Raw genomic sequence first — 22,000 nt, 5'->3', positions numbered from 1 at the left:
AGCGAGTATTTAGACCGACTGGTCAGTTCAAATACTTTGGGGGCGGCGTGGAGCCGGCACTGCTGCGGGCCGAGGGGCTCGGAATGCGTACCCGCCGGGGGTGGGTCTTCCGCGATCTCGACCTGGAGGTCCACGCCGGTGAGCTGGTCACGCTGACCGGCCCCGCGGGCGGCGGGCGGACCAGCGCGCTGCTCGCGCTCGGCGGCCGGTTCCGCACCACGCACGGGGTGCTGACCCCTGGGCGTACGGCGTTCGGCCTGGTCCCCGGCGTCAACGAGCCCGAACCCGCGCTCACCGTCGCCGAGCACGTCGGGGAGCGGCTGCGCCTGCTCGGCAAGGTCCGGCCCTGGCATCGCCGCAGCCGGCACGCGCTGCTCGCCGCCGAGCCCGGCGACCTGGTCCGCGATCTGTCCCCGCTCGACCGGCACCGCCTGATGATCAAGCTCGCTCTGCTGGAGGACCCCGACGTGCTGCTCATCGACGACATCGACGTGGGTCTGACCCCGTCCGAGACGCAGACGCTGCTCAGCGAACTGGACGCGACCGGCCGCGCCGCCGTCGCCGTCTGCCGCGACACCGCGGCCGTGACCGGCGCTCCCGCCTCGGCTGAGGCCTTGACCGTCACGGTCGCTCCGCGAGGCACCCTCACCAGCACTGCTGCTCCGCAGATGTGGGGAAGGGCACCTTCTACATCGCGGAGCGATGTGAAGGTGCCCTTCCTTTCGCAGGTGGGGGTGGGGCGGTGAGTCTGGGCAGGCTGGAGTTGCGGCGGTTCCGGCGGCACCGGATGACGCGGGCCGCGCTGGTGGTGCTGACGCTGGTGCCGCTGCTGTACGGGGCGCTGTACCTATGGGCGTTCTGGGATCCGTACGGCAACATGCACCGGATCCCGGTGGCGCTGGTGGTGGAGGACCGGATCGCCAGTGATCCGGACGGCGGGCCGGTGCACGCCGGGCGGGATCTGGCCGAGGAGCTGGAGCAGCGGCAGGTCTTCGGGTGGCAGCGGGTGGACGCGGCGCGGGCGGCGGACGGGCTGCGCGACGGGACCTACCAGCTGATGCTGCGCATCCCGGCGGACTTCTCGGCGGCGCTGGTCACCGGGCCCGATCCGGCGGCGACGGCGCGGGCCGGGCAGCTCACCGTGGTCAGCGACGACGGGGTCAACTACATCTCCGGGATGCTGGCCCGCAGCGCGTTCACCGAGATCCGGGCCGCCGCGGCCGAGTCGGCGGCGGCGAAGTACTTCGACGGCATGCTGATCGGCTTCAGCGACGTGAAGTCGGCGCTCGGCGACGCCGTCGACGGCGCGGGTGACCTGGCCGGCGGTGCGGGCGACGCGCGAGACGGCGCGGACGCGCTGGCCGACGGCGCGCACAGTGCACAGACCGGGGCGGGCACGCTCGCCGCCGGGCTGGCACAGGCCGAGTCCGGCTCGCGCGAGCTGGCCGGGGGACTGGCCACCCTGGAGGCGGGCTCGGCGCAGCTCGCCGACGGGGCGGCACGGGCCGCCGCGGGCGGGGCGAAACTCGCCTCCACCGTGGACGGGGTCGCCGATCGGGTCGAACCGGTGCTGCGCGAGCACGCGGACACCATCGAGCGGGGCGCGAACGCCGTCGCGGCGGCGGCCGACGCGCTCGCGGCACACCTGGACGCGCTGCCGGAACTCGCCGACCAGGCGGCACGGCGTACCGCGGAGGTCGTCACGGCGCTGGACGCGCTCGCCCAGGCGCACCCGGAACTCGCCGACGACCCGGCGTTCACCGCCGCCCGGCGGGCCGCGACGGCCGCGGCCGACACCGCGCGGGACCTGGCGCACCGGCTCGACAGCGCCGGACTGCCGCAGGTCAAGGCACAACTGACCGAGGTCGCGAAGGCCGCCCGTGCTGTGGCGCAGGCCGCCCCGCACCTGGCCGACGACGTCGCCGCGGCCCGGCGCAGCGTCGACGAGCTGGCCACGGGCCTGGCCACGCTGTCCACCGGCGCGGACCGACTGCACGGCGGCATCGCCGACGCGGCCGGCGGCGCGAAGTCGCTGCACGGCGGCCTGTACCGGCTGTCCACCGGGGCGCGGCAGCTCGACGGGGGACTGGTCCGGCTCTCCGGCGGCGCGGGCGAGCTGGCCGACGGCCTCGCCCGGCTCGACGACGGGGCCCGCAAGCTCGCCGACGGGCTGGCCGACGGCGCGGCGCAGGTGCCCGGCTACGACGCGGACACCCGGGCGCAGCGGGCCGGGGTGCTGGCCGCGCCGGTGACCCTGGAACGCGACGTGTGGCACGCGGCGGCCGCCTACGGGGCCGGGTTCGCGCCGTACTTCGTGGCGCTGGCGCTGTGGGTGGGCGCGATGCTGACGTACATGCTGCTGCGGCCGGTCACCCGGCGGCACCTGATGACCGGCGCGCCGGCCTGGCGGGTCGCGCTGGCAGGCTGGCGGCCCGCGGTCGCGATCGGTTTTGCCCAGACCACCGTGCTGTACGCCGTGCTGCTCCTCGCGCTGGGCCTGGACCCCGCGCACCCCTGGGGCATGTACGGCTACCTGCTGGCCACCATGCTCGCCTTCACCGCCGTGCTGCAGCTGCTCGGCGCGGCCCTGGGCTCGGCCGGCCGCCTGGTCGCACTGATCCTGCTGATGCTCCAGCTCACCGGCTCCGGCGGCACCTATCCCGTGGCCACCAGCCCCGGCTTCTTCCAGGCGATCCACCCGTACCTGCCGATGACCTACGTCGTCGACGGCCTGCGCCGCCTCATCCTCGGCGGCTCCACCGCCACCGTCGTCACCGGCGTCGCCGTCCTGCTCGGCGTCGCCGCGCTCGCCCTGACCCTCACCACCCTGACCGCCGCCCGCGCCCGCCGCCTCACCCCCGACAAACTCCACCCCGCCCTCACCATGTGACCTCCCTGGGACGACCATGATGGGACTGCGGGCCGAGATGACGAGGAGGCACGGCGTGGACGGGCGGAGTGCGCGGCGGGACGCGACTCGGCAGAAGCTGTTCGAGGCGACGATGGCGCTGATCGCGGAGCAGGGGTTCTCCGATACGACGGTGGACCAGATCGCGGAGCGGGCCGGGGTGGCCAAGGGCACCGTCTACTACAACTTCGCCTCCAAGAGTGTGCTCTTCGAGGAGCTGCTGCGGTACGGGGTGGGCCTGCTGACGGCCGACTTCACCGCGGCCGTCGCGGGGCTGCCGCCAGTCGACGCGATGGCCGCCCTGGTCCGCGCCGAGCTGGCCTTCATCCAGCGCTACCGGTCGTTCGCGCAGCTGCTGCTGTCGGAGATGTGGCGCACCCAGCGGGACTGGCAGCAGACGCTGCGCCTGCTGCGCGAGGAGGCGATCACGGTCATCGCCGAGACCGTGCAGGCGGGCGTGGACAGCGGCGACTTCGCCGCGGACCTCGATGTGCGCCTGTCCGCCTCGGCGCTGTTCGGCGTGTGCCTGGTGGTGGCGCTGGACTGGCTGGTGTTCAACCCGGAGCAGCCGATCGAGCAGGTCGAATCGGCGGTGCTGGCCATCGTGCGCAGCCGCGCGGCGGTCAACGCCCAGCCTGGATTCAGCGGGTAGCCCACGGCGGGCGGGCGCCGTTCACGGTCAGCCTGATCACGTACACCGAGGTCGTCGCGGTCATGAAGAGCAGGTTGCGTTTCGGGCCGCCGAAGACCAGGTTGGACACGATCTCGGGGAGCAGGATGCGGCCGAGCCGGGTGCCGTCGGGGTGGTAGCAGTGCACCCCGTCGTGGGCCGCGGCCCAGATCATGCCCCGGTCGTCCACCCGCAGCCCGTCGAACGAGCCCGCGTCGCAGTCGGCCAGCACCTTGCCGCCGGTCAGGCCGCCCTCGGCGGTGACGTCGAAGACCCGGATGTGCTTGCGGCGGGTGTCGGCCAGGTAGAGCCGCTGCTCGTCGGGGGAGAAGGCGAGCCCGTTGGGCCGCTCGGCGTCCAGCACCACCGCCTGCGCCTGCCCACCCGGCACGACGCGGTACACGTGGCACGCGCCGATCTCGCTGTCGCCCCGGTTGCCCTCGTAGTCGCTGGTGATGCCGTAGGGCGGGTCGGTGAACCAGACCGAGCCGTCCGAGTGGACCACCACGTCGTTGGGGCTGTTGAGCCGCTTGCCCTGCCAGTTGTCGGCGAGCACGGTGACGGTGCCGTCGTGCTCGGTGCGGGTGACCCGCCGGTTGCCCTGCTCGCAGCTGACCAGCCGGCCCTGCCCGTCGAGGGTGTGGCCGTTGGTGTGGCCGGCGGGCTGCCGGAAGACGCCGACCGTGCCGGTGGTCTCGTCCCAGCGCAGGATGCGGTCGTTGGGGATGTCGCTGCACAGCAGGTAGCGCCCGGCCGGGTGGTAGACCGGGCCTTCCAGCCAGCGCGCGCCGGTGAACAGCCGCTGCACCCGCTCGTCACCGTTGCACTCGAAGCGCGGGTCGAGGGTCACGAGCTGGGCGGGGATGGTGTCGGTGGCGAACAGAGCACTCACGATGTGCCTCCCATGCTTAACATGATTCGGCGAACAGCTAACATCGCCTGACAAGGTTCTGTCAAAGGCCGTCGGGAGTTGACGTGGACGAGATCGACCGGGCGCTGATCACGCTGCTGCAGGCTGACGCGACGCAGCCGTACGCGGCCCTGGGTCAGGCGGTGGGCCTGTCCGGCGCGGCAGCCCACGACCGGGTCCGCAAGCTGCGGGAACGGGGCGTGATCCGGCGCAGCACGGTCGAGGTCGACCCGCACGCGGCCGGGCGCGGCGTGCTGGCGTTCGTGCTGATCGACGCGAACGCCTGGATGGGCGACGCGGACACCGCCGAGGCCCTGCGCGCGATCCCGCAGATCCAGGAGGCGCACATCACCGCGGGCGCCGCGTCGGTGCTCACGAAGATCCGGACCTCGACGACCGAGGAGCTCCAGGCGGTGCTCAAGCAGATCTTCGCGGTGCCGGGGGTGACCGGCACACAGACCATCGTGGCGCTGGAGACGTTCTTCGAGCGCCCGGTCTCGGTGCGGCCGTACGACCGCTGACTGGCATACTCGCCGGTTATGAGGTTGTCGCGCGGCTGGTCGCTGTTCCTGATCGGGGTCGGCGTGTGGACCTGGCTGATCTGGCCGCGGTTCGCCCTCGCCATCTGGGACGACCCGCGGGCCTGGTCGACCGGCGTGTCCGGCGACGGCTCGCCGACCAGCTTCCTCTGGGTGCACGCGCTGCTGATCGGGGCGTCACTGGCCATCGGCACCACCGTCGGCGTGCTCGGGATCAAGGCAGTGCTGGCGGCCCGCCGCGAGCGCTGATCATCCCGGCAGGTGGCAGACCGCCTCGACGTTGTTGCCGTCGCGGTCGCGCACGAACGCGCCGAAGTAGTTCTCGTGGTACTCGGGCCACACCCGCGGCTCGTGCAGCACCTCGGCCCCGGTCCCCACGGCTGCCGCGAAGAACGCGGTGACCGCCGCGCGGTCGGCGGCGACGAAGGCGATGTGCGCCTCGCGCGCCGCGCCGTCGGTCGTGACCGGGCCGAGCCAGAACACCGGCCGGTCGACGCCGTAGCCGATGACGTCGCCGAACTCCAGCAGACGCCGGCCGCCGAGCGGCTCCAGCACGGTGTCGTAGAAGTACGCGGCCGCCTCGACGTCGGCGACCTGGATCGACAGGTGATCGAGCATGCCTGCCAATCTAGCGGCGTACGCCGACCGGCGGGCTCAGGCGGACGGAGCCGCCGTCACCCGATCCGGCCCAGGAACGCGGCGATCAGCGGGGCCATCTCGGGCAGGCACTCCTCCAGCGCGAAGTGCCCGGTCGGGAACAGGTGCAGCTCCGCCGCGGGCAGGTCACGCAGGTAGGCTTCCGCGCCCGGGACGGTGAAGAACGCGTCGCCGGTGCCCCACAGAACCAGGGCCGGCGGCCGATGTTCGCGCAGCCACCGCTGCCAGTCCGGGTACAGCGCGACGTTGGTGTGGTAGTCGAGCAGCAGGTCGATCTGGGCGTCGCGGCGGCCGGGCAGGTCCAGGTAGTGCTGGTCGAGCGTCCAGCCGTCGGGGGCGATCAGTTCGGCGTCGCCCGTGCCGCCCTCGTACTGGCCCCGGGTCACCGGGAGCACCAGGATCTCGGCGACCGCCTCCCGTGCGCCGGGCGCGCCGGGCCGGTGTGCGACCAGGCCCCGGGCCAGGTCGGACAGGCCTTCGTCGTACGCGTTGGCGTTCTGCACGATCAGGCCCGCGATCCACTCCGGATGCCGGGCGGCCAGGCGCATGCCGACCGGCCCGCCGTAGTCGAAGACGTACATCGTGAACCGGCGTAGGCCGAGCCGCTCCACGAAGCCCTCGACCACGTCGGCCAGCCGCTCGAAGGTGTACGTGAAGCCCGCAGGGGCCTCGGTCTGCCCGAATCCCGGCAGGTCCGGCGCGACGACGTGGAAGCGCCCGCCGAGCGCGTCGATCAGCCGCCGGAACTGCGCCGACGAGCTGGGAAACCCGTGCAGGAGCAGCAGCGTCGGCGCGCCAAGGTCGCCGGCCTCGCGGTAGAACACCCGTACGCCGCCGACGTCGGCGAACCGGTGCCTGACTTCGGGAATGTCCACCACGTGCCTCCGTGCGATCGCCTTCCCCGGCCCCATCATCCGTCGCGCCCCGGCGTCCCGGCCGCCAAACGGCGACCTTGGCACCGGGAGCGGCGTCCCGCAGACGAAGATCGCCGTTTCCGGGCGGAACCTGCGATGTGGCCCGAGGTTCCGTCCGGAAACGGCGATCTTGGCAGCGTGACCGGGGTCAGGCGGTGGTGCGGCGGGCGGTGACGGCCTGGGCCAGGGTGGCCAGGGCGTGTTCGGTGGTCTCCCAGCTCATGCAGGCGTCGGTGACGCTCTGGCCGTAGGTCAGCGGCTGCCCGGAGTCGAGGTCCTGGCGGCCCGCGACGATGAAGCTCTCCAGCATCACGCCCGCGATGCCGGCCTGGCCGCCCGCGATCTGCGCCGCGATCTCGTCGGAGACGACGGCCTGCCGCTCGTGGCTCTTGCCGCTGTTGCCGTGGCTGGCGTCGATGACCAGGCGGTGCTTCATGCCGGCCTTCTCGGTCATGGCCAGCGTCGCGGCCACCGACTCGGGGCCGTAGTTCGGGCCGCTGCGGCCGCCGCGCAGGATCACGTGGCAGTCCTCGTTGCCGGTGGTGGTGACGATCGCGGCCCGGCCGTCGTGGTCCACCCCGAAGAAGACGTGGCTGTTGCGGCCGACCTCGCAGGCGTCGATCGCGCCCTGCACGCCGCCGTCGGTGGTGTTCTTGAAACCGACCGGCATGGACAGGCCGGAGGCCAGCTGGCGGTGCACCTGGCTCTCGATGGTCCGGGCCCCGATCGCGCCCCAGGTCACCGCGTCGGCGATGTACTGCGGGCTGGTCGGGTCGAGGAACTCGCAGCCCACCGGCATGCCCAGGTCGAGGATGTCGAGCAGCAGCGCCCGCGCGGTGCGCAGCCCGCGGTGCACGTCGTACGTGCCGTCCAGCCCCGGGTCGTTGATCAGGCCCTTCCAGCCGATCGTGGTGCGCGGCTTCTCGAAGTAGACCCGCATCACCACACACAGCTCGCGGGAGTGCTTCTTCGCGGCATCGGCCAGCCGGCGGGCGTAGTCCATGGCCGCCTCGGTGTCGTGCACCGAACACGGGCCGACCACCACCAGCAGCCGGTCGTCGCGACCCGTGAGCACCTCCCGCACCTCCTGGCGGGACCGTTCCACCAGCGCCGCGCGATGATCACCAAGCGGCAGCTGGGTGAGCAGTTCGCGCGGTGGCTGCAGCGGCTCGAAGGACAGGACGTGGACGTCGTTGGTCTGGGTCATCGGAGCGTCTCCCGGTTCCGTGGGGGGACGGGCCCCGCACCTCGGAAAGTCCCAGGCCAGCCCGTCCATGACATGGCAAAGGGCGAAGACGAGACGTCTTCGCCCTGCTGGCTCTGGGTGGAATCGCGGTCAGCGCAATGAACCGCCGGCTCCACCCAGAGCCAGCGTAAAGCGCCAATACATGCGAACCACGCCGACAGCCTACCCCATGTGACGGCATCGATCCAGACCGCTGTTCCCGGGAACCGGACACCGAGGCGGAAACCGTCAGGCCGATCGGGCAGGCTGAGCGTGGCTGTGGTGATGGACTCATGGCAGCCGCCGCGTCGATACGTTTACTGTGGGCGCTCGGAAGCGACACGACGAGGGAGGCGGCCAGGTGCCCGCAGCGCAAGACCTGCCCGCCGAACCCATGCACGCCACCCGCACGCTGTCCGACAACGTCTACCGGTGGCTGCGCGACCAGATCGTGCTCGGCAAGATCGGCCCCAACGAGCCGCTGGTCGAAGCCGTGATCGCGGAGAAGCTCCAGGTCAGCCGCACGCCCATCCGGGAGAGCCTGCAGCGCCTGGCCGCCGACGGGCTGATCGTCTCGCACCGCCGCCGCTGGATCGTGCGCCAGCACGGCCGCGACGAGATCGTGGCCATCTACGAGGTCCGCATGGCGCTGGAGTCGTTCGCGGCCCGCTTCGCCTGCCAGCGCGCCGGCGACGCGGAGCTGGCCGCCATCGCGGCACACTGCGACACCTGGTCCGCCGACGGCCCGGCCGACGAGTTCGTGCTCTTCAACGACCGCTTCCACCACCTGATCGTCGAGGCCGCGCACAACCCCCGGCTCGCCCGCGTCATCGAGCAGAACCACCTCTACTACTTCAACGAGCAGATCGCCGGGCACTACCGCCCCGACGAGATCGTCGCCTCCCAGTCCGAGCACCAGGAACTGGTCGAGGCGCTGCGCAAACGCGACGCCGACCGGGCCGCCGAGCTGTCCCGCCGCCACGCCGAGGAAGCCCTCGCGCTGATCCTGGCCCGCCTGTTCTGATCCGCGGCCGCCGGGCGCGACACCGTGCCCGGCGATAGTCTGCGAGGGTGCCCTACACCGGAGACGTGAGCCGCGGCGCGGCCGCCGACGTACGCGAACTCGACGACCTCGTCATCAGCAAGGTGTCCGTCGGACCGCACGACAACAACGCCTACCTGCTGCGCTGCCGGGCCACCGGCGAGCAGCTGCTGATCGACGCTGCCAACGACGCGGACACCCTGCTGGCCCTGGCCGGTGACGCGGGCCTGGCCACCGTGGTCACCACGCACCGCCACGGCGACCACTGGCAGGCGCTCGCCGAGGTCGTGGCGGCCACCGGCGCGACGCCGATCGCGCACCCGGACGACGCCGACGAGCTGCCGGTCAAGGCGCAGACCGTCGCGGAGGGACAGACCGTGCGCGTCGGGCAGGCCGAGCTGGAGGTCATCCACCTCGTCGGGCACACCCCGGGGTCGATCGCACTGCTCTACCGCGACCCGCACGGTCACCCGCACCTGTTCACCGGCGACTCGCTGTTCCCCGGCGGGGTCGGCAACACCTGGGGAGACCCGCAGGCGTTCGCCTCGCTGCTGCACGACGTCGAGACGAAGCTGTTCGACCGGCTCCCGGACGACACCTGGTTCTACCCCGGCCACGGCAAGGACAGCACCCTCGGCCGCGAACGCCCCTCGCTGCCGGAATGGCACACCCGCGGCTGGTGACCGCCCGGTTATGTGATCCAGGCGATGCCGGAGCGCCCCCACCGCGGTCGCGAAAGGTGGCAGGCTGTCGCAGTTCGTGTACGGATCAGGAGTGCGACACATGCGGCGTCTTCTCGTCTCGGCCGTGCTCGGTGCGGCCCTGCTTGCCACCACCGCCTGCGGCGGCAACCCGACCAGGCCCGGAGCGATGCCCTCCCCGGGTGCGGTCGCGGGTTCGGGTTCGCCCGCCCCTGGCGCGGCCGTGCCGTCGGCGTCTGCCGGGTCGAGCGCCGCCCCGGGCGGGCCGAAAAGCCCGGTTCCGGGCGCTGCCGCCGGACTCTCCGCGGCCGACCAGGCGATCTGCACCGGTCGCCGGGAGGCCTATCAGCAGGTCGTCACGTTGACGCAGCGTTACGTCGGGCTCGTCGAGGGCCGGATCGCCGGGGGCGACCCGGCAAAGCGCCAGGTTCTCGCGGACCTGCAGAAGGCGCTCGCGGACTACCGCGACCACCTGGCCCGGCGAGTGGCGAGCGCGGTGGACCAGCGGCTGGCCGGGGCGATGCGCGCCGACGTGAGCTACGTCAGCAAGCGGCTCACCGACCTCAGAGCGGCGGGTGCCGACTACGACGGCAAGGTGTTCACGGTGGTGGACGCGATCGTCAAGGGCGCGAGCAAGGACCAGCGGGTCCCCGCGGTGTGCGCGGGCTGATCGCGGCGCTCAGCGGCCCAGGGCGTCGTGGCGGCCCTGCAGGAAGGCCCGCTGGGCTTCGTTCTCGGTGCCGGTGATCGCGGCCCGGTAGGCCCGCGCGGCCTCGGTGTCGCGGCCCAAGCGGTGCAGCAGGTCCGCGCGGACGGCGTGGTACACGTGGTAGCCGTCCAGGTCCAGCGTGTCCAGCAGGGCCAGGGCGGGGCCGGGACCGTCCACTTCGGCCACGGCGACCGCCCGGTGCAGCGCCACCACGGGGGTGGGGGTCAGCGCGAGCAGGCGGTCGTACAGGGCGAGCACGCGCGGCCAGTCGGTGGACGCGGCGTCGGGGGCCGTGGCGTGCACCGCGTTGATCGCGGCCTGGAGCTGGTACGGGCCGAGCTGCCGCCGCCGCAGGCACCGGTGGACCAGCGCCAGCCCTTCCTCCACGAGCTCGCGATCCCAGCGGGTGCGGTCCTGATCGGGCAGGGGCACGAGCTGCCGGGTCGCCGTGGTGCGCGCGGGGCGGCGCGACTCGGTGAGCAGCATGAGGGCCAGCAGGCCCAGCGCCTCCGGCTCGTCGGGCATCAGCTCGGCGAGCAGCCGCCCCAGGCGGATCGCCTCCCGGCACAGGTCGGCGCGCACCAGCGTGTCTCCGGAACTGGCCGTGTAGCCCTCGTTGAAGACGAGGTAGACCACGGCGAGCACGGAGCGCAGGCGCGCGGGCAGGTCGGCGTCGCGCGGCACGCGATACGGGATGCCGGCGCCCTTGATCTTGTTCTTGGCGCGGACCAGCCGCTGCGCCATCGTCGCCTCGGGCACCAGGAACGCGTGCGCGATCTCGGCGGTGCTCAGGCCGCCGAGCAGCCGCAGGGTCAGCGCGACCTGGGCGGTGACCGCGAGCGCCGGGTGGCAGCAGGTGAAGATCAGGCGGAGCCGGTCGTCGGGCACGGGCCCCTCCTCGGCGGGTGGGTCCGGGATGGCCAGCAGCACGGCCTGCGCCTGCCGGTCGTCCCTGAACGCCTCGCGGCGTAGCCGGTCCACGGCGCGGTTGCGGGCGGTGGTGATGATCCAGCCGGCCGGGCTGGGCGGCAGGCCGCGCTCGGGCCAGCGTCGCACCGCTTCGGCGAACGCGTCCTGGACCGACTCCTCGGCGAGGTCGATGTCGCCGAACGCGCGCACCAGCACCGCCACCGCGCGGCCGTACTCGGCGCGGAAGACCGCGGCGACGTCGACCGGCTCAGGCACCGGCGTGCAGCGGGCGCACCTCGATCGGCAGCGTGACCGCGCGGGCCGCCTTGGCCGCCCAGTGCAGCGCCGCGTCGAGGTCCGGCGCCTCGATGATCCAGAAGCCGCCGACGTGCTCCTTGCCCTCCAGGTAGGGGCCGTCGGTGAGCAGGACGTCGTCGCCCTTGGCGCGGACCACGGTGGCGGTCTCCGGCGGCAGCAGGCCGTTGCGGAAGACGGTCACCCCCGCGGCGTCGAGTTCGGCGTTCAGCGCGGCCAGCGCCCGCATGACCGGGTCCAGCACCTCGGGCGGCGGTGGTCCGCCGTCGGGCTGGTAGATGCTGAGCAGGTACTGCTTCATGGCGGCGCTCCTCGTCCCGGCGGCCGATGACGTGGCGGCCGCTCACTGTCCATACGAACAGCATCCGCCGGAATCGACACCGCCCGGCGCGCGGCGTGTGAAGCGGGCGTGACCTGCTCGGACGGCGAGCGCACGTGTGGCGTGGTGCACGTATAGACGAACACCCCTTCCCCCAGGTGGGGGCGCGGAGGTAACGTGAGCGCTCCCCGCCCCCTCCGGAGAGTCACATGCTCGTCACTGAACCCGCTGTCGCTGATCGCCTGCTGCTGGTCAGCGTGCTGACCATCGGCGACTACGTGATGGAGCTGTCCGAGACGGTGCTGGTCCGCCCGGGGCAGCGCACGTGGGTGCGCGGGAGCACCTACTTCGTGCAGTCGCCGGACGGCCAGACGCGCACGGTCGAGGGCCGCGTCTACCCGTTCTGCCGCCGCTAGGCTGCGCGATCACAGGCGCGGGCCGCCCAGCCGGCTCAGCGTCTGCTCGGGCTCCTCGCCGCCGGCCAGCGACACGTCCTGCACGACCTCGCCGTCGCGCAGCCGGATGAGCCGGTCGCAGGCGGCGGCGACGTGCTGCTCGTGCGTGGCCACCAAGACCGTCATGGCGTGCTCGGCGCGCAGCGCGGCGAGCAGGTCGAGGATCTCGGTGCCGGTGCGCGAGTCGAGGTTGCCGGTGGGCTCGTCGGCCAGCAGCAGGCTGGGCGCGCCGATCAGCGCGCGGGCGATGGCGACGCGCTGCTGCTGCCCGCCGGACAGCTGCGAGGGCAGCGCGTTCTCCCGGCCCGCCAGCCCCACGGCGGCGAGCAGTTCCCGGCCGCGGGCCGCCTTGTCGAACTTCACCCGGTACGGCACCACGGGCGCGATGACGTTGTCGAGCGCGGTGAGCGCGGGCAGCAGGTGGTAGCGCTGGAAGACGAAGCCGACCCGGCGGCGGTACGCGGTGAGCCGGCGGCGCTTCATGGAGGTGATCTCCATGTCGTCGACGGTGACGGTGCCCGCGTCGGGGGCCTCGATCGCGCCGATGGGGTGCAGCAGGGTGGACTTGCCGGACCCGCTGGGGCCGGTGATCGCGGTCATGGTGCCCGGAGCGAACTCCAGAGACACCCCGGCCACAGCGGGTATCCGCACGTCGCCGCCTTGGTAGTGCTTGGCCAGTTCGGCCACGCGCACCGTGGCGCCGGCCCCCGTCGTGCTGTCGGTCATGGCGATCACTGTCGGTGCTACATTGTCACAATGCAAGGTCCGTTCGGGCGGTTGTGACACAGCTGTGATGTCGAGAAGGGAGGGTGGTGAGCCATGCCGATCCAGCATGCGGTGCTGGCCCTGCTGCGCGAGGGGCCCAGCCACGGCTACGAGCTGAAGAGCGCTTTCGAGTCCGCCGTCGGGCCGCAGTGGGGCGCGCTCAACATCGGGCACCTCTACCAGGTGCTCGACCGGCTCTCCCGGGACGGCCTCGTCGACTCCAGCCGGATGGCGCAGGAGGTCAAACCCGACCGCGTGGTGTACCGGATGACCGACGCCGGTGAGCGCGAACTCGACGACTGGATGACCTCGCCCAGCCCGCGTACCGCCGGTTTCCGGGACGACCTGTTCCTGAAGGTGGTGGCCGCGACCCGGACCGGCGACCGCGACACGATGGCGCAGGTGCTCGCCGCGCAGCGCGCCCACCTGCTGCGCGAGCTGCGCAACCTGGAGACGCTGCGCCGCGACCCCGATCGCGAGACCGTGGTGCGCCTGCTGCTGTCGGCCGCCGCCCGGCACGTCACCGCCGACCTGACCTTTCTGGAGGACGCGGAGGCCGAACTGCTCGCCTGACGCGCCGGGCGAACGGCGTGGCTCACTCCTGCGCGAGTAGTGCGGCCAGCCGCAGCCGCCGCACCGACGACGCGGGCAGCAGCGCGGCCAGCCCCGCGAGCGCCGTGCCGCCCAAGGCCGCCGCGACGGTCGCGGCCAGCGCGGCGGGTGGCACCCCGCCGACAAGCCGGTCGACGAACAGCAGCCCGGCGCCGGCGCCGGTGATCGCGCCGGCGGCTCCGACGAGCAGCCCTTCGTACGCGACGAGGCGGGCCAGCGCGCCGTCGCTCCAGCCGCCGGCCTGCAGCGTGGCCAGCTCGGCGGCGCGCTCGCGCACGTTGAGGTACAACACGTCGGCCAGCGCCACCACGGCCAGCACCAGTGTCGAGGCCACCGCGATCGTGTCGACGGCGCGCACCCGCAGCGACATCGCGTCCCCGAGGAGGTTGCCGGTGATCGATCCGTGGAACACCCAGGTGAGGGTCAGCAGGGCGGTGAACGCGCCGACGCCGAGCGCGACCGCGGCGGCGGCCAGCAGTGTGCGGCCCGGCCTGCGCCGGGTGTTGCGCAGCGAGGCGGCGAATACGGTGTGCCCGAGCAGCGAGCGCCGTGCCCGGCGGACCGGGGAGACCAGCGGGGCGAGTGCGGTGCCGGGGTGGGCGCGGGCCGCCTGGATCGCCGGGACGATCGACGCGAGCAGGGCCAGCAGCAACGCCACCGGGATCGCGAGCAGGGCCTGCGGGCGGGTCGTGGCGACGCCTGCCGCCCACCCGAGCGGGAGGGAGAGCGCGGCCGAGGCGAGACCGGCGGCCAGCCCGACGAGGGCGACCTCGCCGGTGACGAGGGCGGCCAGGCGGTGCCGGGGCCAGCCGACGCAGGCGAGTACGGCCAGTTCGCGCCTGCGGTCGCGGACGGCGGCGGTGGTGGCGTTGGCCAGGAACAGCACGCAGACGACGAGGATCAGCCCGAACAGCAGCACGCTCTTGCGGTCGATGGCGTCCATGACGGCCACGGCGACGCCCTTGCGGCTCCACCATTCGGTCAGGCGCAGCTCAGGGCGGCCGAGGGTGCCCGCGGCCAGGTCGACGGCCTGCGGTTGCAGCGACGAACCGACGGTGATGTCGACGTCGAGGCCGGTCGCAAGGCCGATCTCCTCGGCGATGCGCCGGATGCGTTCGCGGGTGAGCTCGTCGAGCGTGCGCACGTTCGCGACCCGTACCCGCACCGCCGAGATCGCGTCGCGGGCCCGCTGCGGACCGAGGACGCTGGGCAGCGCGTCCAGGGTGAGGATGATCTGCGGGCTCGGCGCGAGGTAGCCCTGCGGGTTGCTGGACGGGGCCAGCGGCCGGTCACCGAGCAGCTCCCGGCTGCGGGCGTCGGCCCCGGCCGCCCCCGGTGCCTGATACGTCTCCAGGGGAACCCGGCTGAGCTGTGAGAACTCGGCGAGCCGCTGCGGATCGAAGACCCCCACCGGGTCGATCAGCAGCCGCGCGTCCGCGGCGCCGGCCGGAGTCGCCGCGCGGAACGCCGTGTCGAAGATGAACCCGGACCAGCCGCCCACCCCGAAGCGGAAGTTGTCGGTCCACTGTTCGGGCTGCGGTGTCCAGGCGGCGGGGCGCAGCGTGTCGTCGGGTGAGCGTTCGTACCGCGGTGGCGCGTTGTGTACCAGCACGCCGGTCGCGATGCTGGGTACGCCGTTGACGACGTCGGGCCGCAGCGGCTGGGCGTCGAGCCGGACGGTGCCGAGCCCGGTGACGCGGGCCGAGCCGAGCCGGTGGTGCAGGTCCCCGGCGGTCGTGCCGGGCAGGCTGCGGGCGAGGGTCTCGTCGACCGCGGAGGCCGTGACCGACAGCGTCTCGTCGATCTGCGGCTGCCGGGCGGTCAGCGCGGGCAGCAACCTGCCGTCCCGGCCCGACGAGGCGTCGCCGGGACGCAGGTAGCGGCCCGACACGACGGCCTGGTCGAGGCCGAGCAGCCGCGCCTCCGGCTCCGGGTCGATCGCGGCCATCCCCGCGGTGGTCAGCCACGGCATGCCCACCAGCAGCCGCTCCTGCGCGGGGAAGTCCTGCATGCGCAGGCCGCCCCCGCCGGTGTTGCTGCCCTGGACGAACCGCCCGTCGGGCAGCAGCCGGAAGACGGTGAACCCGGGCGCCTTGTCGTCGGTGATCTGACTGCCGGCGGTGTGCACCATGCCCGCGCCGCACAGCCGGCGCTTCGTGCCATCCTCGGCCACCTCCAGCGGGTACAGGTAACAGTCCTGGTCGTCCTTGAGCACGGTGCCGTCCCGGAAGCGCACGACGCCGGCGTCGGCGGACTCCATGGCGATCAGCGGGCGCTGCGTGAGGTACACGTAGTGGCTGACCCGGGTGGACCGGGACAGGCCCCGGTCGGCGGAGAAGACCGGATCGAGCCGGATCAGCTGCCGGGTCTTCGAGCGGTCCACCAGGTCGGTGATGTCCACCGGAACCCAGTCGGCGACCATCGTGGTGCCCAGGGTGGCGATCGGCGCGGCCACCTCGACGTCGTGGAGCTCCTGGATGGCCCGGTACTGGTCCATGGTGATGCCGCCGTACGTGCCCGCGAGCTGGTTCGGCGCGACGAGCTCGCGTTCCACCTCGGTCGCGGTGCGCGCGCCGCGGGGCCGGACCAGGATGTCGTACGCCCCGCGGAAGTTGGCGTCCACCTCGCTGACGACCTCCAGCCGCGAGGTGCTGATCGTGCCGGTGAGCACGGTGAAGCCGGTGGTGGCCAGCAGGACGGCGGCGAACAGCGCGCCCGCGCGCCACGCTCGGCGGCGTAGCTGCGACCAGATCAGGGTGAACACGCGTTCACTGTCGCGTCATGCATTGTGGCAATGCAAGGCCCGTCCCCGTTCTCGTGATGCAGCTGTGATGTCCGCTGTGGACCGTGGCAGCATGGAGCCCGCATTCACAGGGCGCTACGGGGGGATGACGATGGCACAGGTGATCGCGCACGTGACGATGTCGCTCGACGGCTACATGGCCGGGCCTGACGTGGGCGAGGAGCATCCGATGGGCCGCGGCGGCGAGCGGTTGCACCGGTGGATCTTCGACGATGCGGACGAGGTGGACGCCGCGGCGATGCGGCGGCAGTTCGCGCTGACCGGGGCCGTCCTGCTGGGCCGCCGTACGTTCGATGTGGGGGTGGGCGTCTGGGGCGACACCCCGTACCCGGTTCCCTGCTTCGTGCTGACCCACCGAGCGACGCCGGACCGGACCGAGCGCAGCGGCACGTTCACCTTCGTGACCACCGGGCTTGCCGACGCGCTGGACCAGGCGGCCAAGGCGGCCGGCGACCAAGCGGTGACGCTCATGGGCGCGGACGTCGTGCAGCAGGCGCTGCGGGCCGGCCGGCTCGACGAGATCCACCTGCAGCTCGCGCCGGTTGTGCTCGGCGGCGGGCGGCGGCTGTTCGAGCACCTCGGCACCGACCACATCGAACTCGAGCGGCTCGCGGTCGAGGAGTCGCCCCACGTCACGCATCTGCGGTTCCGAGTCGTGAAATAGCAACACCTGTCACTGGCCCCGTTACCGCGCAGCGGCTACCTTCGGTCGCATGTCTGCCGGTGAGGTCCTGCTGTGGGCGCTGCTCGGCCTGGCCGCGCTGGCCATCCTGGCCTTCGCCGGCATCGTGGCGAAGTTCGTGCTGAAGGCCGCCATGTCGTACGCGCGGCGCAAGCCGCCGCAGGCGGCGGCCTTCTTCGCCATCCCGGGCGCCCTCGCCACCTTCGTCGCCACGTTCTTCGGGGCGGGCCTGCCGCTGGCCATGGCGATCGGGATCACCACCGGTCTGGCCGTATTCCTCCTGGTGGCGATGGAACTGGGTTAGCCAGGACACACCTGCGGGCACCCGGGACACCCGCCGGGCGGCCTCCCGGCGTGTAGTGTGGAGAACAATTGATCACGCACGGCCCACCGGGCCCTGCGTTCCCGCCGGAGAATCCCGCCGCGCCGCCGAGCGTGGCATACGATGCTCTGTCGTCCGGTTCCAGGGCATTCCCGCCGCTGAGCCGGGTCCAGCACCTCCCGTCAGCCGGTTCGTTACCTGTCGACTCTCCCTGGCGTGACCGGGTCGAGAGCCTTCGCGCGGCGTGCCGACAGCGAAAGGCTCCGTTTTGACCACCGTAGTTCCCGGTTCCTCCCAGCACCCCGCCCGTCGCCGCCGTCGCCGCCCGGCGTCCGCCGCCCAGTCCGGCGGCACGAAGGTGACCGGCCGCCCGTCCGACGCCGCCACCGGCGCGGCCACGACGTCGGGTGCCAGAAGGTCCGTCATCGATGCGCCTACCACCAAGACGCCTACCACCAAGACGCCCACGGCCAAGGTGCCCACCGCCAGGGCGGCCGGAGCCCAGTCAGGCATGGGCAGGGCGACCCGACCGGCCGGTGCGCCCGCCAAGGCGCAGGCCGCGCCGCCGGAGGCCACAGGTCCGCTGGCGGCGAGCTTCGCCGAGCTTCCGCTGCACCCCGCGCTGGCCGCCGTGCTCGCCGCGCAGGGCCTCACCGTGCCGTCGCCGATCCAGGCGCGCACCATCGCCGACGGCGTCGCCGGGCGCGACGTGCTCGGTCGGGCCCGCACCGGTTCGGGCAAGACCCTCGCCTTCGGGCTGCCGATGCTGACCCGCCTGGCGGGCCGGCGCGCCCGCTCCCGCCAGCCGCTGGCCCTGGTGCTGGTCCCCACCCGGGAACTCGCCGCCCAGGTCGCCGCGGCGCTGGCCCCGTACGCCACCGCACTGAACCTGCGCACCGTCACCGTCGTCGGCGGCCTGTCCCTGGGCCGCCAGGGCGACCAGCTGCGCAACGGCGCGGAGATCGTCATCGCCACCCCGGGCCGCCTCAACGACCTGCTGGACCGCGGCGACTGCCGGCTCGACCAGGTCGAGATCACGGTGCTCGACGAGGCCGACCAGATGGCCGACATGGGCTTCCTGCCCCAGGTCACCTCGCTGCTGACGGCGACCGTGCCGGGCGGACAGCGCCTGCTGTTCTCGGCGACCCTGGACGGGGACGTCGACCGGCTGGTCCGGCGCTTCCTGAACGACCCCGCCCGGCACTCGGTGGACCCGCCGGCCGGGGCGGTCACCACCATGGAGCACCACCTGCTGCACATCGACGCCGCCGACAAGGACGCCACCACGGCCCACATCGGCGCGCGCGACGGCCGGGTGATCATGTTCGTGAAGACGAAGCACCGCGCCGACCGGGTCGCCCGGCGGCTGCTGGCCAGCGGCGTCACCGCGGCGGCGCTGCACGGCGGCAAGTCGCAGCCGCAGCGCACCCGCATCCTCGACCAGTTCAAGTCGGGCGCGGTCAACGCGCTGATCGCCACCGACCTGGCGGCGCGGGGCATCCACATCGACGACCTCGACCTGGTCGTCAACTACGACCCGCCGAACGACGCCAAGGACTACCTGCACCGCGGCGGCCGCACCGCCCGCGCCGGGCGCACCGGCACGGTCGTCACCCTGGTGGTGGCCGAGGAGCGCCGGGAGACCGCGCGCCTGCTCGCCGCCGCGGGCGTCGACGCTCGCACCACCGCGGTCCGCCCGCACGACCAGGAACTGGCCCGGATCACCGGAGCGCGCACCCCGTCGGGCACCCCGGCCGTGCTGCCGACCCCGGCCCCTGCTCAGGCCGCCGCCGCCTCCGGCACCGACCAGGCCGCCCGCCGCTCCAGCCGGTCGCGCCGCGGCCGCCGCTCCCGCTGACCGTCCCCCGCACCGACAACCCCGTTTTTCATAGACGTTGGCCTATCTCGTCGAATTTTCGTGGCTCGAATTCGATGGGATAGGCCAACGTCGTTGCGGGGCGGGGCGGGGCGGGGCGGGGCGGGGCGGGGCGGGGCGGGGCGCGACGGTGCGTGGTCGCGTTTGGACAGGCCACATGGGGCTGCGGCACAATGACCGCATGACGCTCTGGCAGTACGCACGGCTCGAGTACCGATCGGCAGGCACCCTGGGCGCGGACCGCTTCATGGACTGGGACGCGGTCTTCCACGGGCCCGACGGTGTCGAGCGGTGGGGCACCGACGAGCGCTTCGACGACCTGCGCCACCTGAACCGGGCCGGCGAGTCGGGCTGGCAGGCGTACGACCGGGGTGCCGTGTTCCTGCACACCGAGCCGTACCGCCTGCACGCCGTCACCTACTCGATGCGCCGCCGGGTCGCCTGACCGGTCAGGCGGTGCGGCGGCCCAGGTAGAGCAGGGTCTCCACGGCCAGCGTCACCTTCTCCGGCAGGCGCTGCAGCAGCGCCGTGAACAGCGCCTCGCGGGTCGCCTCCGGCAGGATCCGGTACGTCGGCTGGGTCGACAGGTACGAGACGTAGTCGTCGGCCGACAGCGTGCGCTCCCAGGTGTAGAGGCGCTCGGTGAGGTCGTCGAACTCGGGCAGCGCGGCCAGGTCCGGGCCCGGCCAGTACGCCGACAGGTCGGTGCCGTCCGCCGGCTCCTCGTCGATCATCGCGTGCGGGGCGTATCCCGCGTGCACCTCGCGGACCAGTGCGCGCAGGTCGTCGTCGGCGATCCGATCGAAGTTCCAGAACAGCGCGATCGTGCCGCCGGGCGTGAGCGCCGCCGCGGCCCGCCGCCAGCGCTGCGAGCCGTCGGTCCACTGCCACGCCTGCGCGCAGAACAGCAGGTCGAAGGCGAGGTCGGGCTCGTACTGCTCCCACAGCGCGACCACGATGCGCACCGCCGACTGCCCGGCGAGCCGCTCGGACAGCAGCGCGGCCATCTTCGGGTCCGGCTCGATCGCGGTGATCTGCAGGCCGCGCGCCGCGAACGCGGTGGTCGCCTTGCCGGTGCCCGCGCCGACCTCCAGCGCCTGCACCCCGATCCCGGTGTACGCGAGCACGTCGTCGACGAGCCCTTCCGGGTATCCGGGACGGATCCGGTCGAACTCCTCGGCGATCTCGCCGAACATGAGGCCCTGGGCGCGCGCGTCACTCATTCGCGAGAGCGTAGTGCCATCCCGGCCGCCGCGACACTCGGGGGAAACGATCGCGCCACGTCCGCTGTCCGCTCCGAAATGGAGCGGTCGGCGCGGGCCCGGCGTTGTTACGCTCCCGGCCATGGCACAGGCGACCGACAGGACGATTCCCGACCGCCATGGCGGGGCGCCGGTCACCGGCGAGGGTGAGCGAGCGGCCGCCGAAGGGGAACCGGCCCCGGTTTCGGTGCGGCACTGCAACTCCGCGATGCGGGGCAGCTGCTTCGCGGGCGCACGGGTCACCGTCGAGCTGACCCGGGCGGGCGAACGCAGCCTCACCATCGCCGACGACTTCATCCAGGTCGCCGACGACCTGCGCGACTACCTCGACGACCGGGAATGGGTAGCGGAACTGGTCGAGGGCGCGCGCCGCGGCGCGCGCAACGCCCTGGACGAGTACGACTACCGCGTGGGCCCGCTGCGAGCGGTGCTGGTCAAGCACGCCATCCACCCGGTGGACTCGGGATACCTGGCGGTCAAGGCCGCCGCCCACCGGGCCGTCCGGGAGGCCATCGACCTGCTGGGGCCCGCGATGGTGCGGGACTGGGTGACCTTCACCCCGACCGGCCCCGTGGTACGGCTGACCAGCCCGCCGGACACCGTCTTGCCCGAGGGCTCCGGCGTGGTGACGATCGAGGCCGAGCGGGCCGCCGAGCGAGTCGTGCTGGTGGCCGACGGCTTCGTGGTGGCCGGTGACGCCGAGCAGGTGGACCCGGCGGAGGTCGAGCGGCTCGCCCTCGCGGCCGCGCACGAATCGCTCGACCTCTACGAGAACCGGGTCGGGCCGCTGCGGTTGACCCTGCTCCGCCACCCGTACGGCATCCAGTGGTCGGATCAGTACGGACTTGAGACGGCATTGCGCAAAGCCGTGCGGATGGCGGTCGAGCAGCTGGAGTTCGCCGTCGCGGCGGCCCGCTAGGGCCAGTCGTCGCCCGCGTCCAGGCGGCGCTGCAGCAGCGTCTCCAGCGGCATCGACTCGCCGTCGCGCGCGCCCCGGCCGACGATCAGCGGCGGGTCGGCGGGCGGCACCTCCGCGCCGAGCAGGCGGGCCCGCAGCGACGACGGCACGCCGAGCACGTAGTAGCGGCCGTCCTCGGTGATCGCGAGGGTGCGGTTGCGGTGCACGTACCAGCCGCGCAGGCTGGTGCGGTAGCGGCCGCCGCCGTCGTACGCGAAGGCCGTCAGCGCCGTGGTGCGCAGCCCGCGCGCGGCCGCCTCCCGGGCGAACCGGGTCACCAGCTCCATCGCCTGCGCGGTCTCCGCCGCCCGGCGGCGCTGCTCGGCCAGCGCATGCTGCGCCACCGCATGATCGCGCTGCGCGCGCCAGTCCGACTGCTCCGCCACAGCCCGACCCTAACCCGCCCGTCTCATGCGCCCGCGCCGGATCTCCACCCCGCCCACGTCC

General features: G+C 73.1%; 25 protein-coding genes. 15 read left to right on the top strand and 10 right to left on the bottom strand.

Features of this window, described 5'->3' with window-relative positions; all coding sequences use genetic code 11:
- Positions 1-47 precede the first annotated feature (47 nt).
- The 3 genes from AB0B66_RS16880 to AB0B66_RS16870 are packed head-to-tail and all read left to right on the top strand — an operon-like array spanning position 48 to position 3,560.
- Positions 48-746: an ATP-binding cassette domain-containing protein gene (locus tag AB0B66_RS16880; RefSeq protein ID WP_360529814.1), complete on the top strand. Its 699-nt coding sequence runs from the start codon at positions 48-50 to the stop codon at positions 744-746.
- Positions 743-2,890 (top strand): YhgE/Pip domain-containing protein, encoded by a 2,148-nt coding sequence (locus AB0B66_RS16875; RefSeq protein WP_360529811.1) that lies wholly within the window; start codon positions 743-745, stop codon positions 2,888-2,890. Before AB0B66_RS16880 ends, AB0B66_RS16875 begins: the two co-directional genes overlap by 4 nt.
- 55 nt (positions 2,891-2,945) lie before the next feature.
- A complete protein-coding gene (locus AB0B66_RS16870) occupies positions 2,946-3,560 on the top strand; it encodes a TetR/AcrR family transcriptional regulator (RefSeq protein WP_360529808.1) in 615 nt (204 codons plus the stop codon).
- On the opposite strand, the gene AB0B66_RS16865 is transcribed toward AB0B66_RS16870, so the two are convergent.
- Complete coding sequence (locus AB0B66_RS16865) at positions 3,550-4,461, bottom strand: SMP-30/gluconolactonase/LRE family protein (protein ID WP_360530200.1); 912 nt, start codon at positions 4,459-4,461, stop codon at positions 3,550-3,552. The genes AB0B66_RS16870 and AB0B66_RS16865 overlap by 11 nt on opposite strands.
- 92 nt (positions 4,462-4,553) lie before the next feature.
- On the opposite strand from AB0B66_RS16865, the gene AB0B66_RS16860 reads away from it, so the two are divergent.
- Complete coding sequence (locus AB0B66_RS16860) at positions 4,554-5,009, top strand: Lrp/AsnC family transcriptional regulator (protein WP_360529804.1); 456 nt, start codon at positions 4,554-4,556, stop codon at positions 5,007-5,009.
- A gap of 18 nt (positions 5,010-5,027) precedes the next feature.
- Positions 5,028-5,276: a hypothetical protein gene (locus tag AB0B66_RS16855; RefSeq protein WP_360529801.1), complete on the top strand. Its 249-nt coding sequence runs from the start codon at positions 5,028-5,030 to the stop codon at positions 5,274-5,276.
- Here the strand turns inward: AB0B66_RS16855 and AB0B66_RS16850 are convergent, their stop codons facing one another.
- The 3 genes from AB0B66_RS16850 to AB0B66_RS16840 form a co-directional block, all read right to left on the bottom strand.
- A complete protein-coding gene (locus AB0B66_RS16850; protein WP_360529798.1) occupies positions 5,277-5,645 on the bottom strand; it encodes a VOC family protein in 369 nt (122 codons plus the stop codon). It abuts the gene before it with no gap.
- A gap of 56 nt (positions 5,646-5,701) precedes the next feature.
- Positions 5,702-6,559 carry an alpha/beta hydrolase gene (locus AB0B66_RS16845; protein WP_360529795.1) on the bottom strand — a complete coding sequence of 286 codons (858 nt, stop codon included), beginning with the start codon at positions 6,557-6,559 and terminating at the stop codon, positions 5,702-5,704.
- A 187-nt stretch (positions 6,560-6,746) separates the two neighbouring features.
- Positions 6,747-7,805, bottom strand: a complete 1,059-nt coding sequence (locus AB0B66_RS16840) for a 3-deoxy-7-phosphoheptulonate synthase (protein ID WP_360529792.1) — start codon at positions 7,803-7,805, stop codon at positions 6,747-6,749.
- Between the two features lie 379 nt (positions 7,806-8,184).
- Here AB0B66_RS16840 and AB0B66_RS16835 point away from each other — a divergent pair, with 379 nt between their 5' ends.
- The 3 genes from AB0B66_RS16835 to AB0B66_RS16825 all read left to right on the top strand — a co-directional run bounded on the left by AB0B66_RS16835 (position 8,185) and on the right by AB0B66_RS16825 (position 10,236).
- Positions 8,185-8,847: a GntR family transcriptional regulator gene (locus tag AB0B66_RS16835; RefSeq protein ID WP_360529789.1), complete on the top strand. Its 663-nt coding sequence runs from the start codon at positions 8,185-8,187 to the stop codon at positions 8,845-8,847.
- A gap of 47 nt (positions 8,848-8,894) precedes the next feature.
- Positions 8,895-9,548 carry an MBL fold metallo-hydrolase gene (locus tag AB0B66_RS16830; RefSeq protein ID WP_360529786.1) on the top strand — a complete coding sequence of 218 codons (654 nt, stop codon included), beginning with the start codon at positions 8,895-8,897 and terminating at the stop codon, positions 9,546-9,548.
- A gap of 100 nt (positions 9,549-9,648) precedes the next feature.
- Positions 9,649-10,236 carry a hypothetical protein gene (locus tag AB0B66_RS16825; RefSeq protein WP_360529783.1) on the top strand — a complete coding sequence of 196 codons (588 nt, stop codon included), beginning with the start codon at positions 9,649-9,651 and terminating at the stop codon, positions 10,234-10,236.
- Positions 10,237-10,245: 9 nt separating this feature from the next.
- Here AB0B66_RS16825 and AB0B66_RS16820 read toward each other — a convergent pair whose 3' ends face one another.
- Both AB0B66_RS16820 and AB0B66_RS16815 read right to left on the bottom strand, forming a co-directional pair.
- Positions 10,246-11,460, bottom strand: a complete 1,215-nt coding sequence (locus tag AB0B66_RS16820) for an RNA polymerase sigma factor (protein WP_360529780.1) — start codon at positions 11,458-11,460, stop codon at positions 10,246-10,248.
- A complete protein-coding gene (locus AB0B66_RS16815; protein ID WP_360529777.1) occupies positions 11,453-11,800 on the bottom strand; it encodes a YciI family protein in 348 nt (115 codons plus the stop codon). The genes AB0B66_RS16820 and AB0B66_RS16815 overlap by 8 nt, the downstream gene beginning before the upstream one ends.
- A gap of 227 nt (positions 11,801-12,027) precedes the next feature.
- On the opposite strand from AB0B66_RS16815, the gene AB0B66_RS16810 reads away from it, so the two are divergent.
- Positions 12,028-12,234, top strand: a complete 207-nt coding sequence (locus AB0B66_RS16810) for a hypothetical protein (protein ID WP_203692689.1) — start codon at positions 12,028-12,030, stop codon at positions 12,232-12,234.
- Positions 12,235-12,243: 9 nt separating this feature from the next.
- On the opposite strand, the gene AB0B66_RS16805 is transcribed toward AB0B66_RS16810, so the two are convergent.
- On the bottom strand, positions 12,244-12,909 hold the full coding sequence (locus AB0B66_RS16805) for an ABC transporter ATP-binding protein (protein ID WP_360530197.1): 666 nt from the start codon (positions 12,907-12,909) through the stop codon (positions 12,244-12,246).
- A 183-nt stretch (positions 12,910-13,092) separates the two neighbouring features.
- Here AB0B66_RS16805 and AB0B66_RS16800 point away from each other — a divergent pair, with 183 nt between their 5' ends.
- Positions 13,093-13,611: a PadR family transcriptional regulator gene (locus AB0B66_RS16800; RefSeq protein ID WP_360529773.1), complete on the top strand. Its 519-nt coding sequence runs from the start codon at positions 13,093-13,095 to the stop codon at positions 13,609-13,611.
- Between the two features lie 22 nt (positions 13,612-13,633).
- Here the strand turns inward: AB0B66_RS16800 and AB0B66_RS16795 are convergent, their stop codons facing one another.
- The gene (locus tag AB0B66_RS16795; RefSeq protein ID WP_360529770.1) at positions 13,634-16,414 is read right to left on the bottom strand and encodes an FtsX-like permease family protein; all 2,781 of its coding nucleotides are present in this window, start codon (positions 16,412-16,414) and stop codon (positions 13,634-13,636) included.
- A 130-nt stretch (positions 16,415-16,544) separates the two neighbouring features.
- Between AB0B66_RS16795 and AB0B66_RS16790 the strand changes: the two genes are divergently transcribed.
- The 4 genes from AB0B66_RS16790 (at position 16,545) to AB0B66_RS16775 (ending at position 19,778) form a co-directional block, all read left to right on the top strand.
- Positions 16,545-17,117, top strand: a complete 573-nt coding sequence (locus AB0B66_RS16790) for a dihydrofolate reductase family protein (RefSeq protein ID WP_360529767.1) — start codon at positions 16,545-16,547, stop codon at positions 17,115-17,117.
- A gap of 49 nt (positions 17,118-17,166) precedes the next feature.
- Entirely contained in the window at positions 17,167-17,439 is a 273-nt protein-coding gene (locus AB0B66_RS16785) for a hypothetical protein (protein ID WP_360529764.1), read from the top strand.
- Positions 17,440-17,725: 286 nt separating this feature from the next.
- The gene (locus tag AB0B66_RS16780; RefSeq protein ID WP_360529761.1) at positions 17,726-19,315 is read left to right on the top strand and encodes a DEAD/DEAH box helicase; all 1,590 of its coding nucleotides are present in this window, start codon (positions 17,726-17,728) and stop codon (positions 19,313-19,315) included.
- 199 nt (positions 19,316-19,514) lie between these two features.
- Entirely contained in the window at positions 19,515-19,778 is a 264-nt protein-coding gene (locus AB0B66_RS16775) for a hypothetical protein (protein ID WP_360529758.1), read from the top strand.
- A 4-nt stretch (positions 19,779-19,782) separates the two neighbouring features.
- On the opposite strand, the gene AB0B66_RS16770 is transcribed toward AB0B66_RS16775, so the two are convergent.
- The gene (locus AB0B66_RS16770) at positions 19,783-20,556 is read right to left on the bottom strand and encodes a methyltransferase domain-containing protein (RefSeq protein WP_360529755.1); all 774 of its coding nucleotides are present in this window, start codon (positions 20,554-20,556) and stop codon (positions 19,783-19,785) included.
- A gap of 121 nt (positions 20,557-20,677) precedes the next feature.
- Between AB0B66_RS16770 and AB0B66_RS16765 the strand changes: the two genes are divergently transcribed.
- On the top strand, positions 20,678-21,514 hold the full coding sequence (locus AB0B66_RS16765; RefSeq protein WP_360529752.1) for a hypothetical protein: 837 nt from the start codon (positions 20,678-20,680) through the stop codon (positions 21,512-21,514).
- Here the strand turns inward: AB0B66_RS16765 and AB0B66_RS16760 are convergent.
- On the bottom strand, positions 21,511-21,939 hold the full coding sequence (locus AB0B66_RS16760) for a hypothetical protein (RefSeq protein ID WP_360529749.1): 429 nt from the start codon (positions 21,937-21,939) through the stop codon (positions 21,511-21,513). The genes AB0B66_RS16765 and AB0B66_RS16760 overlap by 4 nt on opposite strands.
- Positions 21,940-22,000 lie beyond the last annotated feature (61 nt).

Origin of the sequence: Catellatospora sp. NPDC049111 (assembly GCF_040648615.1) — a bacterium.
Lineage (GTDB): Bacteria > Actinomycetota > Actinomycetes > Mycobacteriales > Micromonosporaceae > Catellatospora > Catellatospora aurea.
This window is presented reverse-complemented; position numbering and strand designations above follow the sequence as displayed.